The 13,563-nt window shown below is 66.8% G+C and carries 12 protein-coding genes; 4 read left to right on the top strand and 8 right to left on the bottom strand.

The annotated features are described in order from the left end of the window. Positions 1 to 28 precede the first annotated feature (28 nt). Both B2G71_RS07335 and B2G71_RS07330 read left to right on the top strand, forming a co-directional pair. Positions 29 to 745, top strand: coding sequence for a phosphatase PAP2 family protein (locus B2G71_RS07335; RefSeq protein ID WP_098105094.1), 717 nt, complete (start codon positions 29 to 31; stop codon positions 743 to 745). A gap of 317 nt (positions 746 to 1,062) precedes the next feature. Next, on the top strand, positions 1,063 to 2,430 hold the full coding sequence (locus B2G71_RS07330; protein ID WP_168176298.1) for a serine hydrolase domain-containing protein: 1,368 nt from the start codon (positions 1,063 to 1,065) through the stop codon (positions 2,428 to 2,430). Between the two features lie 121 nt (positions 2,431 to 2,551). On the opposite strand, the gene B2G71_RS07325 is transcribed toward B2G71_RS07330, so the two are convergent. The 4 genes from B2G71_RS07325 to B2G71_RS07315 are packed head-to-tail and all read right to left on the bottom strand — an operon-like array spanning position 2,552 to position 6,922. Next, complete coding sequence (locus B2G71_RS07325; RefSeq protein ID WP_098105092.1) at positions 2,552 to 3,523, bottom strand: metal-dependent hydrolase; 972 nt, start codon at positions 3,521 to 3,523, stop codon at positions 2,552 to 2,554. Between the two features lie 19 nt (positions 3,524 to 3,542). After that, complete coding sequence (locus B2G71_RS07320; protein WP_098105091.1) at positions 3,543 to 4,613, bottom strand: 2-oxoacid:ferredoxin oxidoreductase subunit beta; 1,071 nt, start codon at positions 4,611 to 4,613, stop codon at positions 3,543 to 3,545. A gap of 13 nt (positions 4,614 to 4,626) precedes the next feature. Then, a complete protein-coding gene (locus B2G71_RS23715) occupies positions 4,627 to 4,965 on the bottom strand; it encodes a hypothetical protein (protein WP_141521518.1) in 339 nt (112 codons plus the stop codon). A gap of 1 nt (position 4,966) precedes the next feature. Further along, entirely contained in the window at positions 4,967 to 6,922 is a 1,956-nt protein-coding gene (locus tag B2G71_RS07315) for a 2-oxoacid:acceptor oxidoreductase subunit alpha (RefSeq protein ID WP_098105090.1), read from the bottom strand. Between the two features lie 242 nt (positions 6,923 to 7,164). Here B2G71_RS07315 and B2G71_RS07310 point away from each other — a divergent pair, with 242 nt between their 5' ends. Next, the gene (locus B2G71_RS07310; RefSeq protein WP_098105089.1) at positions 7,165 to 7,647 is read left to right on the top strand and encodes an RNA pyrophosphohydrolase; all 483 of its coding nucleotides are present in this window, start codon (positions 7,165 to 7,167) and stop codon (positions 7,645 to 7,647) included. Between the two features lie 50 nt (positions 7,648 to 7,697). On the opposite strand, the gene B2G71_RS07305 is transcribed toward B2G71_RS07310, so the two are convergent. The 4 genes from B2G71_RS07305 to B2G71_RS07290 form a co-directional block, all read right to left on the bottom strand. Further along, a complete protein-coding gene (locus tag B2G71_RS07305; RefSeq protein WP_098105088.1) occupies positions 7,698 to 8,240 on the bottom strand; it encodes a hypothetical protein in 543 nt (180 codons plus the stop codon). Between the two features lie 15 nt (positions 8,241 to 8,255). Further along, positions 8,256 to 9,431, bottom strand: a complete 1,176-nt coding sequence (locus B2G71_RS07300; protein WP_098105087.1) for an RsmB/NOP family class I SAM-dependent RNA methyltransferase — start codon at positions 9,429 to 9,431, stop codon at positions 8,256 to 8,258. A 3-nt stretch (positions 9,432 to 9,434) separates the two neighbouring features. Further along, positions 9,435 to 10,901, bottom strand: coding sequence for an IMP dehydrogenase (guaB, locus tag B2G71_RS07295; RefSeq protein WP_098105086.1), 1,467 nt, complete (start codon positions 10,899 to 10,901; stop codon positions 9,435 to 9,437). A gap of 65 nt (positions 10,902 to 10,966) precedes the next feature. Then, positions 10,967 to 12,499 (bottom strand): M28 family peptidase, encoded by a 1,533-nt coding sequence (locus B2G71_RS07290; protein WP_098105085.1) that lies wholly within the window; start codon positions 12,497 to 12,499, stop codon positions 10,967 to 10,969. 156 nt (positions 12,500 to 12,655) lie between these two features. Between B2G71_RS07290 and B2G71_RS07285 the strand changes: the two genes are divergently transcribed. Beyond that, positions 12,656 to 13,531, top strand: coding sequence for a neutral zinc metallopeptidase (locus tag B2G71_RS07285; RefSeq protein WP_098105084.1), 876 nt, complete (start codon positions 12,656 to 12,658; stop codon positions 13,529 to 13,531). Positions 13,532 to 13,563 lie beyond the last annotated feature (32 nt).

Below are 13,563 nucleotides of genomic sequence, written 5' to 3'. Positions count from 1 at the left end.
CTCCTGCTTCTGCCCGTTCCTTGCCCTTATGACCGTAGCGGCCGAACAGGTAACCCTGCCCCAAAGGGGCTATCGCATCGATCCGGGCAAGGCCCTGATCGCTTCGGCCCTGTGCTGGGCGGGCTTCGCTGCGATGGTCTGGGCGGTCACCACGGGCCACACCACGACGATCGACAAGGCGGGCCTGCTGTTCTGGCGCGACGCGGACCTGAGGCCCGAGGGACCGACCTGGCTGCTCGAGGCGGTGCGCGACGTCACCGCGCTGGGCGGCGTGCTGCTGCGCCACTTTTTCGCGATCATGGCTGCGGTCGCGCTACTGTTCATGAGGCTGCGGCGCGAAGCGGCGCTCATGGTGCTGACGGTGATGGCGGGATGGTTCGTCAATTCCGGGCTCAAGGCGCTGGTCGGGCGGGACCGGCCCGAGATCGTGCCCCACCTCACCGAAGCGGGCGGCGCGAGCTTCCCCAGCGGACACAGCTTCAACGCGGCAGCGGTCTACATCGCCATCGCGCTCGCCTTCGCGGCGATGAGCGCGCGCGAATCGGTGCGCTACACGATCGTCGCAACCGCCGTGGTGACGAGCATGACGATCGCCTGGAGCCGCGTCTGGCTGGGCGTCCACTGGCCGAGCGATGTGATCGCGGGCTGGCTGGGCGGCGCGGGCTGGGCCTTCCTCGCCAGCCCCCTGCTATATCGCCCCGCGCGCGCCACGGTCGCGGCGGCCGAGAGGACCACGCTGCACTAGCGATGCGCCGATGTAGGCCCCGCGCGGCCGTCTTGCTTGTGGCAAGCCGTTTCCATGGCACGGACGGCAGCGGAGTCGCGGCGAGCGGACAGTCGACAAGCACCTCCGCCCTTTGGCATGAGTTCGGCCAGGTGTCCGCTTCCGGCGAGCGCTTTGCGAGCCTCGAGCGTCGCGATTGCGTGGTTCCGCGACACACAAAGTCTGGCGGCCAGAGCGGACCTCACCCACGCCGCCCAAAACTCTTGGCCACAAGGTATTTGTGGTCGCCTACGGCATCGTCACCCGCCATCGTGGAGGCGATCGCGGAAAGGAATACGATGGCCAAGACAGCTCGATCCTTCATTGCCCTGCTTTGGGCATTCGGTTTGCCGGTGAGCGTCGCTCACGCGGAGCCTGCGACAAGGCACTTCGAAAAATGGCTGGCCGCGTTCAACTCCGGCGACAAGGCCGCGATCCAGAAGTTCTATGGCGAACACCTTGGCGATGCGAATGCATTGACTGCCCGTAATCTGCGCGTGGAAACCTGCGGGTTCGACCTTGCGAGGATCGAGGACGAGAGCGACAGATCCTTTCGCGCTCTCCTGGTCCAGCGTTGCTTCCCGACCCTCTTCCGTGTGTCGTTTTCGGTCGCGAGTGACGGACAGACGCTCGAGGAATTCAACCTTCAGCCCTTTGCGATGTCGGAAGCGCGCGTGCTTGCCGCCACGCGCGACATGGCAGAGCGGCTGGCGGCATCGGATGCCTTCGCCGGCGCGATCATCGTCGCCCGGGACGGCGAGACTCCGTGGACCTATTCCGTCGGGACTTTCAGTCGGGACGATGCGCGGCCGATCACTGCCGATACGCCGATGTTCCTGGCGTCGGCCGGCAAGATGTTCACGGCGGTGGGCGTCTTCCAGCTCATCGAAAAGGGCAAGGTTGCGCTGGACGCTCCCCTCTCTCGCTATCTTCCGGACTATCCGAACAAGGAAATGGCAAAGGTAACCATAAGGCAATTGCTGAGTCATCGCGGCGGCACCGGCGAGGATGGCGTTCTTCAACGCGAGGACTCGGCAAACCGGGCGTGGGTCCGGACAATCGACGATTTTATCAAGCTGAACGGCAAGCGACCCCCTGCTTTTACTCCGGGCAGCAAGTTCGACTATTCGAACTATGGATTCATCCTGCTCGGAGCGGTGATCGAACGGGTATCGGGAGAGTCCTATCAGGACTTTATCCAGCGCCACGTGTTCGATCCCGCCGGGATGACGCACGCGTCGTTCCCCGACTTGGAACACATCGCAGACATTCCGGTCGGCTATTCCACCTTCTTCGAAAGCGAGCCAAAGCCCCTCGCGGCCACCGACGTACTCCCCTGGCGTGGATCTGCGGCCGGAGGCGGTGTTGCAAGCGCGACCGATATGCTGCGCTTCTTCAACGCCCTCGGGTCAAACGTGCTGCTGTCCGCCGAAACACGCGCGATGGCGACCGCACCGCACGAGACCGGCTGGTACGGCCTCGGGTTTGTAACCCAGGGAGGCAAGCATCCGCTCTGGGGGCATGGAGGGTCCGGGTATGGGATGAGTGTCGCGGCGCAGCGGTTTCCCGACGACAAGACAACCTTCATCTGCATAGCGACCCGCGACATGGCTTGCGACCGGGTGATCTATGCGTGGTCCGATCGTTTGTTCGGCCTGACCGAATAGCAGTCAGCCTTGTTGTTCCCGTTGATCAAACGACGGACTTGTCGTCATCTCCCGAAAGTCCGCTTGTAGCGCCGATTGGCGCATACGAGACGTGCGTCTCCGCCACCAGGGGCTCTCGCGGCTAGCGGCAGCCGGGCCTCTCGATCGGCACGCGCGCGACGTGGGTGAAGCCGCCGCGCGTGCGCGGATCGGAAAAGCGCGCGTCACCGAACGTGACGAAGGCCTGGCACGGTTCGCGCTCGACCTGCGCGGTGGTCATCGTCGACCAGCGCAGGAACCGCTCGACCTCGGGACTTGCATGCATCGCCCGGCGCACGAGAGGATCGGACAGGTTGTCCGGCTCGGGCGGATCGGTCTGCGCGAGCGCCCCGAAGTTCACCAACGGATCGTAGCGCCCCCGGCCGATCATGCCGCGCTCCCGCCAGACCACCTCGCGGCGCCAGAAAGCCAGCGGCGGGGGCGAGGCGTAGACGCTCGCAGGTGCGGCGGCGCCGGCCCCCTGCGCGGGCGCTTTCCGGGCAAGCTGCGAGATCGCGCCGTTGAGCGCGATGTAGGCCACCGCCGCGGCAACCCCCGCGATGGCGGGAACGCCGGGCCTCGCCAGCCCTCGCGACCAGCGCCGTCGCGCCAGCCAGATCGCCGCGCCCCAGACGATCCAGATCCACGGATCGATGATGAACAGCGCGTCGTTGTGATACCAGCGCGCGTTCCACGGCGACATGAGCTGGACCGCGTAGGTGTTCTGCCAATCGAGCAACGGATGCGTCAGCGCGCCGAGATAACTCAGCGCCAGGAGCCAGCCGAAGTGCATCGGCAGCCCGCTCTTGAACGACGCGCCGCGCGAGGCCTGCCAGCGGTCGAGCAGCCAGAGCAGTGCGGCCAGTAGCGGCGGCATCAGCACCACGCCGCCGAGCAGGCCATGCGTGAAGCCGCGATGGGTGGCGAGCGGAATCCACGGCACCCAGCCGGTGAATACGTCGATGTCGGGCATGTTCGCCGCGAGCACCAGCGCGGCCAGACCCTTGCGGGTACGGCGCTTCAGCCCGGTTTCGGCAAGCGCCCAGCCCGCAAGGCTGTGCGTTACGTTGTCCATCCGCCGGTCGGGTCCGGCCTCAGTCCATCAGACCGTGGTCCGCGTCCTTTTCGGTCACCGTCCAAGTCTGCCCCTTGGCGAGCAGCTTGCCGAGATCGGCGACCTTACCCGCGCTGGCCTTCTCGCGCTCCTCGGCGATCGCGGCCTCGAAGGTCGGGCGCGGATCGTCGTAGAGTACGCCCAGCGCCATCGGGAACGGGCCGAACGGAAGCTCGACCAGCATATGCGCGAGGCCACGGTTCCTGACGTTGTGGACCGCGACGCCCGCCGCCTGCCAGTCCGGCGTTCCGTCTTCCTTGAGCGCGACATCAACGACCTTGAGCGCCAGCGTCTCGCAATCGAGCGAAAGACCCTTGATGCCCCCCGACTTTTCCGATCCGAACAGCAGCGGCTCGCCGTCGACGCACCAGAGCTGCTGGTCCTCGGCGCCCTTCGGCGCGGCGAAATCGTGGAACACGTCCTTGTTGTAGACGATGCAGTTCTGGAAGATCTCGATGAAGGCCGCGCCCTTGTGCGCGTGCGCGGCCTTGAGCACCTCGGGAAGCTTTTTCGAAACGTCGAAGCCGCGCGCCACGAAGCGCGCGCCCGATCCCAGCGCGAAGGCGCACGGGGACGCCGGACGGTCGAACGAGCCGAGCGGGCTCGACGGGCTCGGCGTGCCGAGGCGGCTGGTCGGCGAGAACTGGCCCTTGGTAAGGCCGTAGATCTCGTTGTTGAACAGCATGATCTGGCAATCGAGATTACGGCGCAGCACGTGCATCGTATGATTGCCGCCGATCGACATGCCGTCGCCGTCGCCGGTCACCAGCCAGACGTCGAGCTCGGGATTGGCGAGCTTCATGCCGGTCGCGAAGGTCGGCGCGCGCCCGTGGATGGTGTGGAAGCCATAGCTCTCGACGTAGTAGGGAAAGCGGCTCGAACAGCCGATGCCCGAAACGAACACGGTGTTCTTGGGGTCCGCGCCGATCATCGGCAGAGTGCGCTGCACCGCCTTGAGGATCGCGTAGTCACCGCAGCCCGGGCACCAGCGCACTTCCTGGTCGGTTTCCCAGTCCTTGAGCGTGGTTTCGATGGGGGTCATGTCGTTCATTTTTACGCCCTAACTATATCAAATCGCAGATGCGTTCGGAGAGCCGAAATTTCAGGCCGCTGTCGTCCACGATTACGTCGTCCACTGCAAAGACTGCGATATATCCCAAGCGCTCGAACGTGACGCCGGCTTTTTCGGAAGGTGCCGCGATCGGTTTGTCGTTTGTGAGGATCACACGCTTGCACCGCTCAATGGCTGAAACAAATTCGGACCACTTTTCACTGCCTTCAATGTAGCCCGGATCGCAATATTCAAAACATTGCATCCAGTGCCGGTGAACGCATGGCAATCGCTCGTCGTCAACGCTAGCGAACCACGACCCCCGCTCTCCGATTGCCTTTTTCTTTGCCACTCTAATTCTGCTTGCCCTCGGGGCTCGGAAGCTGGGTGTCGTTGACGGGGACTTCGCCCTCGTCGTGGCCGGGGATGCCATCGAAGAACGTGCCGATGGCATGCTCGATCTCGGCGATGGCGAAAGGCTGGCCGCTGGTCTTGTTGAGCGGCACTGCATCGACCAAGAACTGGTCGCGCAGCACCGTCTTGAACTGGCCGGTGTTCATCTCGGGCACCAGCACCTTGTCGAAACCGGCGAGCAGATCGCCGAGGTTCGCGGGCAGCGGCCAGACGTGACGCACGTGGATGTGGCTGACGCTCATCCCCTTGCGGCGCGCGCGGCGCACGGCCTGATTGATCGGCCCGTAAGTCGAACCCCAGCCAACCACCGCCAGGCGGCCGGTCTCGTCGCCGAGGCATACGTCCTGCGCGGGAATGCCTTGTGCGACGCCATCGACCTTGGCCTTGCGGGCATCGGTCTGCGTCTGGTGGACGTTGGGGGCGTAATCGATATTGCCGGTGTCGATGCCCTTCTCGATGCCGCCGATGCGGTGCATCAGGCCCGGCGTGCCGGGCTTGATCCACGGCCGCACGCCGCGCGCGTCGCGCTTGTAGGGAAGCGGCTTGCCGTCGGGCCCGTTGGCTTCCTCGAGGAACGTAACGGGGAACGGCTTGTAGCTCGCGGGATCGGGCACCTTCCAGGGCTCGGCGGCATTGCCGATGTAGCCGTCGGTCAGCAGCATGACCGGGGTCATGAACTGTGTTGCGATGCGGCAGGCCTCGATCGCGCATTCGAAGGCGTCGGCGGGCGAGCGCGCGGCGACGACCGGCAGCGAGGCATCGCCGTTGCGGCCGTAGACCGCCTGATAGAGATCGGACTGCTCGGTCTTGGTCGGCAGGCCGGTGGAAGGTCCGCCGCGCTGCGAATTGACGATCACAAGCGGCAGTTCGGTCATCACCGCGAGGCCCATCGCCTCGCCCTTGAGCGCGATACCCGGCCCCGACGATGACGTCACGCCAAGGCTTCCGGCGTAGGACGCGCCGATCGCGGCGCAGATCGCGGCGATCTCGTCCTCGGCCTGGAAGGTGGTGACGCCGAACTCCTTCATCTTCACCAGATTGTGCAGGATCGCCGAGGCGGGCGTGATCGGATAGCCGCCGAAGAACATCGGCAGCCCCGCGAGCTGCGCGCCCGCGACGAGGCCCAGCGACACCGCTTCCGCGCCGGTAATGGTGCGGTAGAGCCCGGCTTCGGCCGGCACCGGATCGACGTGGAGCTTCCTGAGCGGGCCGGAGATCTCGGCGGTTTCGCCATAGGCATGGCCGGCGTTGAGCGCCGCGATGTTGGCATCGGCGAGGATCGGGTTCTTGGCGAACTTGGTGCGCAGCCAGTCGATCAGCGGCGTGCGGTCACGGTCGAACATCCAGAGCGCCAGACCCAGCGTCCACATGTTCTTGCAGCGTAGCGCCTCCTTGTTGCCGAGGCCGAATTCCTTGACCGATTCGAGCGTCAGCGCGCTGATGTCGAAGGCGAGTACGTCCCACTTGGCGAGGCTGCCGTCTTCGATCGGGTTCGCCTCGTACTTGGCCTTTTCGAGATTACGCTTGGTGAACTCGCCGGTGTCGGCGATCACCAGACCGCCGGGCTTGAGCGCCTGGACGTTGGTCTTGAGCGCGGCCGGATTCATCGCCACCAGCACGTCGGGCGCGTCACCCGCCGTCGTGATCTCACTCGATCCGAAATTGATCTGGAACGCCGAGACGCCGAACAGCGTGCCTTGCGGCGCGCGGATCTCCGCGGGGAAATCGGGGAAAGTGGCGAGATCGTTGCCCGCCAGCGCAGTGGAGAGCGTGAACTGCCCGCCGGTGAGTTGCATGCCGTCGCCGGAATCGCCGGCGAAGCGCACGACCACCGCTTCGGGCGATGCCGTACCGGTCTTCGCCGCAGCGTCTCTTTCGGCTGAAATCGTTGCCATTCTCAATCCTTCGTGGCCGCCTGGCCCTTCCTATGTCGGAGCGTGCCCTATTCCGATCAAGGTGCGAAGCAACCTAGAAAATCTCTCAAGGCGCAAAGCGATGGCTCGAATGAAGCCGATAAATCCGGCTAGTCAAGGGCGTCGGCTTCGGCCATTCTGGCGGACATGAACCGGAATCGGCTCGGACCACCATCGACCCAATCGCCCTTGACCTCACAGTCCCGCTGGATTTTTGCAGAGGCATGAGCGATTCTTCCCAACTTCCGTACCGGCCTTGCGTCGGGGTCATGCTCGTGAATCATTCGGGCAAGGCCTTTGTCGGCAAGCGAATCGACAATCGCGAAGGCGACTGGTGGCAGATGCCGCAAGGCGGCGTCGACGAGGGCGAAGATCTGCGCGATGCGGCGCTGCGCGAGCTGTGGGAAGAGACCGGCGTCGTCGCGTCGAACGTCCAGTTCATCTCGCAGACCCGCGAGGAATTGCTCTACGACCTGCCCGAAGAGCTGATGGGCAAGCTGTGGGGCGGCAAGTATCGCGGGCAGCGCCAGGCGTGGTTCCTCGGCCGTTTCGTGGGAACCGACGACGATATCAACCTCAAGGCGCACAATCCGCCCGAGTTCTGCGATTTCCGGTGGGTCGAGCCCGATCTGCTGCCCGACCTGATCGTGCCTTTCAAGAAGCGCGTCTACCGCACCGTGCTCGAGGAATTCCGCGCGCTGATCTGAGGCGAAGCCCCGGTCAGCCGCGTGGCGATCCGCATCCGCTGCGCGGGCGCTCAGTTCTCCTGGACGACCGGCTTGGGCGTCACTGCCTCGGCCGAAACCATGCGCTTGGCGGGGCCGCGCTGGATCGCGGCGGAGAGCTGGCGGGTCTCGCTGCAATCGTCGCCGCACAGGCCCTTGAGCCGCGCGAGGTTGCGGCTCGCCTTCTCGGTCGCGCCTTTCTCGGCCAGCGCCTCGCCCTCGCCCGCGATCGCGGCGAGATTGCGCGGATCGCCTTGCAGCGCCTCGCGGTAGTAGTGCAGCGCCTTGCCCTGCATGCCGTTCAGCCGGTTGGCCGAAGCCAGCGCCAGCAGCACCTCGACATTGGCCGGTTGCAGCGTCAGCGCCGATTCGAGCGAGCCGATCGCCTCGTTCACGTTCCCCGCGGCGATCTGCGCCTGGCTCGCTTCGACGAGAGCCTCGGCGCGGGGGCCCAACTGGTCTGAAGGAGAGGAATGGAGAACGCTGGAACTGGCGGCGGCGACGAGAGAAAGAGCAAGGGCTAGGGGGGTGTAACGCATCAAGAAATCCTTGGCCGAGAGCATGGTCTTGGTCATGATGCGCTCAAGCTATCACAGCAAACCGAAACGCGCGATGAAAAAGCCGTCGGTCTGGTCGCGGCCGGGTGAGAGGCGCAGGCCCGCGCCCCGCGCCGTTCCCGCGCCGATTTCGCGCGGCGCCGCTTGCCATTGCGGATGGCGCGCGAGGAACGTGTCGGCCTGCCGCGCGCCTTCGACATCGAGCAGCGAACAGGTGACGTAGGTCAGCGCGCCTCCGGGACGCACGAGCGTCGCGGCGATGTCGAGCAGGCGCGCTTGCAGCGCCGCGTACTGGTCGAGCTGCTTCGCCGTCAGCCGCCAGCGCGCCTCGGGGTTGCGCCGCCAGGTGCCCGTGCCCGAACAGGGCGCATCGACGATCACCGCGTCGGCCTTGCCCTGCCAGGCACCCAGCGCCTCGACCTCGCGGCCCGGATCGAGCAACACGGTCTCGATCCAGTCCCATGCGCCCGCCCGCTCCGCGCGCGGTCCCAACCGCGAGAGGCGCTGGCGATCGGTGTCGCAAGCCACGACCTTGCCCTGCGGACCGACTGCAGCGGCCAGCGCGAGCGTCTTGCCCCCTGCCCCGGCGCACAAGTCGATCGCCAGATCGCCCGGCCTCGCGCCGACCATCGCGCAGGCGAGCTGCGAACCGGCGTCCTGCACCTCGATCGCGCCCAGCCGATAGGCTTCGCTATCCTCGATCCGGGTGCCGGACGGATAGCGCAGGCCCTGCGTCAAGGCGAGCGGGCTGCCGCCCTCGGGCGGATCGGCGAGCCCGGCGCGTAGCGGATTGATCCGCACGTCGAGCGGCGCCCGCCCGATCAGCGCGCGCGCCTCGTCGCCCTCGATGCCGCTATCGGCGAGCCGCGCCTCGAGCCAGGGCGGCGCGATGCCGCCCGCCGCGATCGGCTCGCCCGGCGTGATCGGCTGCGGCCCGTGGGTCGAGCCGTCGAACAGAAACGCGAGCGTCTCGTCATCTTCGGCGAGCCGCAGCATCGCCGCGCGCCCGTGCGGCGGCACGTCGCCGCTCGCGCGGATCGCGCGGTAGACCAGTTCGCGCACCGCGCGACGGTCTTTGCTTCCGGCGAAACGGCGCGTGCGGAACCAGTCGGCGACGATGCGGTCGGCGGGCGGACCGTTGCCGCGCGCCGCTTCGACCACGAGGTCGACGATCTCGATCGCGGCCTGGACCCGCGCGGCGGGAGTCATGGCTCAGCGCGTCGGATAGTTGGGCGCCTCGCGCGTGATCGTCACGTCGTGGACATGGCTCTCGCGCAACCCGGCATTGGTGATGCGCACGAACTGCGCCTGCTTGCGCAGATCGTCGATCGTCGCCGAGCCGGTATAGCCCATCGCCGCCTTGATGCCGCCGACGAGCTGATGGATCACGTCCTTGGCCGGGCCCTTGAACGCCACCTGACCCTCGATGCCCTCGGGCACGAGCTTCATCGCGTCCTTGATGTCGCCCTGGAAGTAGCGGTCGGCCGAGCCCCGACCCATCGCGCCGACCGAACCCATGCCGCGATACGACTTGTAGGCGCGCCCCTGATAGAGGAACGTCTCGCCCGGCGCTTCCGCCGTCCCCGCGAGCATCGAGCCGACCATGATTGTCGAAGCGCCAGCCGCCAGCGCCTTGGCAGCATCGCCCGAGGTGCGCAGGCCGCCGTCGGCGATCGCCGGGACGCCCGACCTGTCCGCCTCCTCGGCGGCTTCCATCACGGCGGTAAGCTGGGGCACGCCGACGCCCGCGACGATCCGCGTGGTGCAGATCGAGCCGGGCCCGATGCCGATCTTGATCCCGTCCGCCCCGGCATCGACCAGCGCGCGCGCGCCTTCGGCGGTGGCGACGTTACCGGCCACGACCTGCACCGAATTCGACAGCTTCTTGACCCGGTCGACCGCCGTGGCGACGTCCTTGTTGTGGCCGTGCGCGGTGTCGATCACGATCACGTCGCACTCGGCATCGAGCAGCGCCTCGGTTCGCTCGAACCCCTTGTCGCCCACCGTCGTCGCCGCCGCGACGCGCAGCCGTCCGGCCTGGTCCTTGGTGGCATCGGGGTAGGTGACGGCCTTTTCGATGTCCTTGACGGTGATCAGGCCGACGCAGCGGAATTGCTCGTCCACCACAAGCAGCTTTTCGATGCGCCGCTGGTGCAGCATCCTGCGCGCCTCTTCCTGGGTCACGCCGGCCGACACGGTCGCAAGGTTCTCGCGCGTCATCAATTCGCTCACCGGCTGGCGCGGATTGTCGGCGAAGCGCACGTCGCGGTTGGTGAGGATGCCCACGAGCTTGCCCGCCGGTTCGACCACCGGGATGCCGCTGATGCGGTTCTGGGCCATCAGCGTCTGCGCCTCGCCCAGCGTCGCGTCGGGGGCGATCGTTATCGGATTGACCACCATGCCGCTCTCGAAGCGCTTGACCGCGCGCACCGCGGCGCATTGTTCCGCGACGGTAAGATTGCGGTGGAGCACGCCGATGCCGCCCATCTGCGCCATGACGATCGCCATGTCCGCCTCGGTCACGGTGTCCATCGCCGCAGAGAGCACGGGAATGTTCAGCTCGATCCCGCGCGTGAGCCGCGTGCGGGTATCGGCCTGGGTGGGAATGATCTCCGAACGCGCGGGACGCAGCAGGACGTCGTCGAAGGTCAGTCCCAGCGGTATCTCAAGGTGCGCCACTAAGGCCTCCGGTTGGGGAATCGTGGCGGCCCATGTAACCAAGCGGAACCGGTTGGGCTAGGGGGTCAGTTCCCTTGCGGGGACGGCGGTGCCTTTCCCTCGGGCGGAACCGGCCCCGGAACCCGCTCGACATCGGCGAACCAGCGGCCGAGCGCGACCCCCAGCCGCACGTCCCGGACCGCGCCGCCCAATTCGAGCGGATGCGACAGGTCGTCGCTCGGCCGATGGTAATCACCATCGAAGAAGGCCCGCATCAACGCGATCTCGCCATAGGCGGTCGTTACCATGACCGTGGGGATATCGTGCTTGAGCATGGCCCAGCCGTCCTGCCGCTTGACGTATTCGTTGGCCTCGTCGCCGGGCACCACCTTGATGTGCTCGCGCCGGGCGACCTTCTCGACCAGCGGATCGAGCGCGGTCATGCCGCGCCCGACGATGGCGACGGGCGTCCCGGCGGGCGCGATCGCGACCGAATCGATGTTGAAGGCGGCGACGATCTGGTCGAGCGGCAGCGGCGGGTTCTCGGCGAAGGCATGCGCGCCCAGCAATCCGAGTTCCTCGGCGGTCGTGGCGAGGAAATAGATGTCGCGGTCGGGCTCCTTGCCGCGCACCAGCAGCCGCGCGATCTCGGTCAGCGCGGCGACGCCGCTGGCATTGTCGATCGCGCCGTTGCAGATCCGGTCCTCGGCCGTTTCCTCGCCGCAATTGCCGAAGTGGTCCCAATGGGCGACGAACAGGACCGCGCCGGCACCGCTGCGACGGCCCGGGATCTTGCCGATCAGATTGTGCGTGCGGATCGTGGTCTCGCTCGTGGTCGCCTCGAGCGAGGCGGTAATGTCGAGCGCGAGCGGCGTGAAACCGGGCTCCGCCGCAAGCCGTTCGAGTCCGTCGAGCGAATGCTTCGATCCCTTGAGCAGCGCTACCATCGCCTCGCGCGTGACGAATCCCTCGAGATCGCCGCCGAGGCTGTCGTCGGCGAGCGCGTAGCCCGACCTGCGGCGCCGGGCCGCGACTTCCTCCAGCGTGCGCTCGCCGTCGAGCACCGTCAGCACCGCCGAGGCCCCCTGCCCCAGCAGTGCGTTCTGTCGCGCGCCGCCCTCGACGTCGCCATCGAGCAGAACCGCGACGCGCCCGGCGAGTTCGGCGCGTGTAAAATCGACATCCTGCGCCTTGCCCACGAACAGCAGCGGCGCATCGCGCACCAGGCTGCGCTTGCCCGAAGTGAGCATCAGCACGCCTTCGGGATCGACGTAGACGGGCCGACGAGCGCGGCGGAACTGCGCGGTCGAACTCGCCGGTTCGCGCGCAACCAGCGTGACGGGCGCAAACCATTCGTGGCCCGGATCATTCGTTCCCGACACGAGACCGATATCGAACCATTCGCGGCCGAGGTAGCGCAGCGTCTTTGCCTCGCCCTCGGTGCCCGGCTCGCGGCCCTCGAACGCATCGCTCGCCAGCATGTCGATATGCGCACGCAATCGCTGCTCGATTTCGCTCTCGAGACGGGAAGGCGCGGCCCGCGCGCCGGGCACGAGCGCCGTCGCCGCGCAGCAGAGCGCGGCAAGAGCGGCCCGGATCGCGAAAGTGCCCCTGTTCATCGTCGCCTCACTATACGAACGAATGCGACCGGCAAGGAAGGGTTGCATCGCAGGCGTTTGAAACCTTTGCGCGCCAAGCCGATTTCACTTCCGGCCCGCCGCGAAAAGAGGCACGGTCGGCTCCGCCGGAAGCGGATACCAAGGGGACAATTCAACGTGAAACTGAACAGGTTCGATCCCTCGAACATCCGGGTTGGCAGCGGCGGGGGCTTTCCGGGCGGCGGCGGCGGCAAGCTCGGCTGCGGCACGCTGGTTATCGCGCTGATCGGCGCGCTCGTGTTCGGGATCGATCCGGGCCAGATGATCGGCACGCTCGAATCCGTCCAGCAGCAGGCCGGCAGCGGCGGGCAGGCGCAACAAGGCGCGCCAGACGGGCGCAGCGTCACCGAGATCTGCGAGCAGAACGCCTATTCGCTCGAAGCCTGCAACGCGCTCGATTCGCTCAACCGCACCTGGGAGCCGCTGTTCCGCGAGGCGGGCATCGCCTTCGAGCAGCCGCAGCTCATCTTCTATACCGGCGGCACCCGTTCGGGCTGCGGCGCGGCGCAGAGCGCGATGGGGCCATTCTACTGCCCCGCCGATCAGGGCATCTACATCGACACCAGTTTCTACGACCAGCTCGCCCGCCAGCTCGGCGCGCCGGGCGACTTCGCGCGCTACTACGTGATCGCCCATGAATACGGCCACCACGTCCAGCACCTCACCGGCTTGGCGAACCAAGTCCGCAGCGCGCAGGCGCGCGACCGGAGCGGCGCCAATGCGCTGCAGGTCCGCATGGAGCTGCAGGCGGACTGCTACGCCGGCGTCTGGGCAGCCAAGCACCGCGACCTGATCGAGCCGGGCGACATGGAGGAAGGCCTTCGCGCGGCGAGCAGCATCGGCGACGACACGCTGATGCGCAACGCCGGGCAGGCTGTCAGTCCCGAGAGCTTCACCCACGGTTCAAGCGCGCAGCGTATGGAATGGCTGGAGCGCGGGCTGACCACCGGCGACGAGGACCAGTGCGACACTTTCGCCGGTCTCGCGCGTTAAAGCGGAGACACTTCGTTTTCGCACGGCGAACG

This window comes from Novosphingobium sp. PC22D, assembly GCF_002556635.1.
In the GTDB taxonomy this organism is placed as follows: domain Bacteria; phylum Pseudomonadota; class Alphaproteobacteria; order Sphingomonadales; family Sphingomonadaceae; genus Novosphingobium.
Note: the sequence above shows the minus strand (reverse complement) of the source record. Positions and strands in the feature narration are given on the sequence as shown.

Coding starts and splice junctions, on each gene's coding strand:
- B2G71_RS07305 (WP_098105088.1), bottom strand. CDS start 8,240: ATGACCAAGACCATGCTCTCGGCCAAGGATTTCTTGATGCGTTACACC.
- B2G71_RS07290 (WP_098105085.1), bottom strand. CDS start 12,499: ATGAACAGGGGCACTTTCGCGATCCGGGCCGCTCTTGCCGCGCTCTGC.
- B2G71_RS07335 (WP_098105094.1), top strand. CDS start 29: ATGACCGTAGCGGCCGAACAGGTAACCCTGCCCCAAAGGGGCTATCGC.
- B2G71_RS07310 (WP_098105089.1), top strand. CDS start 7,165: ATGAGCGATTCTTCCCAACTTCCGTACCGGCCTTGCGTCGGGGTCATG.
- B2G71_RS07300 (WP_098105087.1), bottom strand. CDS start 9,431: ATGACTCCCGCCGCGCGGGTCCAGGCCGCGATCGAGATCGTCGACCTC.
- B2G71_RS07330 (WP_168176298.1), top strand. CDS start 1,063: ATGGCCAAGACAGCTCGATCCTTCATTGCCCTGCTTTGGGCATTCGGT.
- B2G71_RS07320 (WP_098105091.1), bottom strand. CDS start 4,613: ATGAACGACATGACCCCCATCGAAACCACGCTCAAGGACTGGGAAACC.
- B2G71_RS07325 (WP_098105092.1), bottom strand. CDS start 3,523: ATGGACAACGTAACGCACAGCCTTGCGGGCTGGGCGCTTGCCGAAACC.
- B2G71_RS07315 (WP_098105090.1), bottom strand. CDS start 6,922: ATGGCAACGATTTCAGCCGAAAGAGACGCTGCGGCGAAGACCGGTACG.